The organism is Aeromonas dhakensis, assembly GCF_000820305.1.
Lineage (GTDB): Bacteria > Pseudomonadota > Gammaproteobacteria > Enterobacterales > Aeromonadaceae > Aeromonas > Aeromonas dhakensis.
This window is the reverse complement of record NZ_CDBH01000040.1, coordinates 1-1,786: the sequence shown is the minus strand read 5'-3', so window position 1 is coordinate 1,786 and position 1,786 is coordinate 1. Positions and strand designations below refer to the sequence as shown.

Annotated in this window: 2 protein-coding genes; one reads left to right on the top strand and one right to left on the bottom strand. The window is 58.7% G+C overall.

Translation table 11 applies throughout. The annotated features are described in order from the left end of the window. A partial coding sequence (locus BN1143_RS10110; RefSeq protein ID WP_042050468.1) for a MurR/RpiR family transcriptional regulator occupies window positions 1-303 on the bottom strand: 303 nt, incomplete at its 3' end. Window positions 304-652: 349 nt separating this feature from the next. On the opposite strand from BN1143_RS10110, the gene glk reads away from it, so the two are divergent. Further along, entirely contained in the window at window positions 653-1,621 is a 969-nt protein-coding gene (glk, locus tag BN1143_RS10105; protein ID WP_042050465.1) for a glucokinase, read from the top strand. Window positions 1,622-1,786: the final 165 nt, after the last annotated feature.

Below are 1,786 nucleotides of genomic sequence, written 5' to 3'. Positions count from 1 at the left end.
GGATTCGAAGATCTTGGCGGTATAGGTATCGGGCCCGTCTTCTGCCTCCACGTGGCGGTTCACATAGGGCGTGCCGTTGGCCAGGCTCTGGGCCAGATGCAGTTTGAAATCGGGAAAGCCCTTGGTATCGAGCCGGCGACAGAAACGGTTGACGGTCGGTTCACTGACGTCAGCCATCTTGGCGAGGGTGGCGATACTGGAGTGGATGGCCGTCTGTGGGGAGGCCAGGATGACCTCGGCGACTTTACGCTCTGATTTACTGAAACTTTCCAAATTATTAGTAATTTTATCAAGGGTATTCATCATCACCACCAGGCGTTTTTGTAATTTAGCTTCAGTGTCTTTGCACTGAATTCATGGCTAAGCAGGTTTCCAATCAACTTGATGACTATACAAGACAAGCTCTTATCGAAACTAATCTCGGCCCTGCAAAGTATGACTCATGTCTAATTATTTCGTTGTTTTGGTTACAAACTTCCAGTCATTCCGTGAAAGCGCTTACAAATGTTGCAAAGCAACAACACTGTGAGCGGGCGCACAGTTGCACCCATCAAACGCGCCGCAAGGGGAGGGGCTCGGGTAGAATTGGCACCAAATAATAAGTGCGGGACGGTAATGGCCGCCCCGACCCCAGTAACGAAGGAGTTGTTTTATGCAGCATACCCATGCGCTGGTCGGCGACGTAGGCGGCACCAATGCCCGGTTGGCCCTGTGCGAGCTGGCAACCGGCACCATTTCCCGGGCCAAGACCTATTCCGGGCTGGCCCATCCCACTCTCGAAGCCGTGGTTCGCCTCTATCTGGATGAGCACAAGGTGCAGGTGAGCGAAGCCTGCATCGCCATCGCCTGCCCCATCAACGGCGACTGGGTCGCCATGACCAACCACAGCTGGGAGTTCTCCATCAGCGAGATGCAGGCCAGTCTGGGGCTGACCCGGCTGCAGGTGATCAACGATTTTACCGCCGTCTCCATGGCGGTGCCCGTGCTGGGGGAGAGCGATCGCATCCAGCTGGGTGGCGCGGCCCCTGTGGCCGGCAAGCCCATCGCCATCTACGGGGCCGGCACCGGCCTTGGCGTCGCCCACCTGGTGCAGGCGGGTGAGCAGTGGCTGAGCCTGCCGGGCGAAGGCGGTCACGTGGACTTTGCCGCCAACAGCGAAGAGGAGGATGCGGTGCTGCAGGTGATGCGCGCCGAGTTGGGCCACGTCTCGGCCGAGCGGCTGCTCTCCGGCCCCGGCCTCGTCAACATCTACCGTGGTCTGGTGAAGTCCGATGGCCGCGAGCCGCAGGCGTTCGAACCCAAGGACATCACCGAGCGCGCGCTGGCGGGCGAGTGCCTGGACTGCCGTCGCACTTTGAGCCTGTTCTGCGTGCTGATGGGCCGTTTTGCCGGCAACCTGGCGCTCAACATGGGCACCTTCGGCGGCGTCTACATCGCCGGTGGCATAGTGCCGCGCTTCCAGGAGTTCTTCATCGGCTCGGGTTTTCGGGTGGCCTTCGAGGACAAGGGGCGTTTCAAATCCTATCTCAAGGATATCCCGGTCTTCCTTATCACCCATGAAGGGCCGGGCCTGCTCGGTGCCGGTGCCTATCTGCGCCAGTCGCTGGGCATCAAGTTGTAAGCAACGACAGGGCTGGTGACGCAATGGCCATGGTTCAGCCTTGATTCAGTGACCATGGCGTAGAGTGTCCCTACGTACTCAAGAAGAGAGGGCGCCATAAGGAATTGGGACTTCTCTTCATCCGCTGGGTGCGTTTGTCACCTGACAAGCCTGAACTGTTTCACC

Coding starts and splice junctions, on each gene's coding strand:
- glk (WP_042050465.1), top strand. CDS start 653: ATGCAGCATACCCATGCGCTGGTCGGCGACGTAGGCGGCACCAATGCC.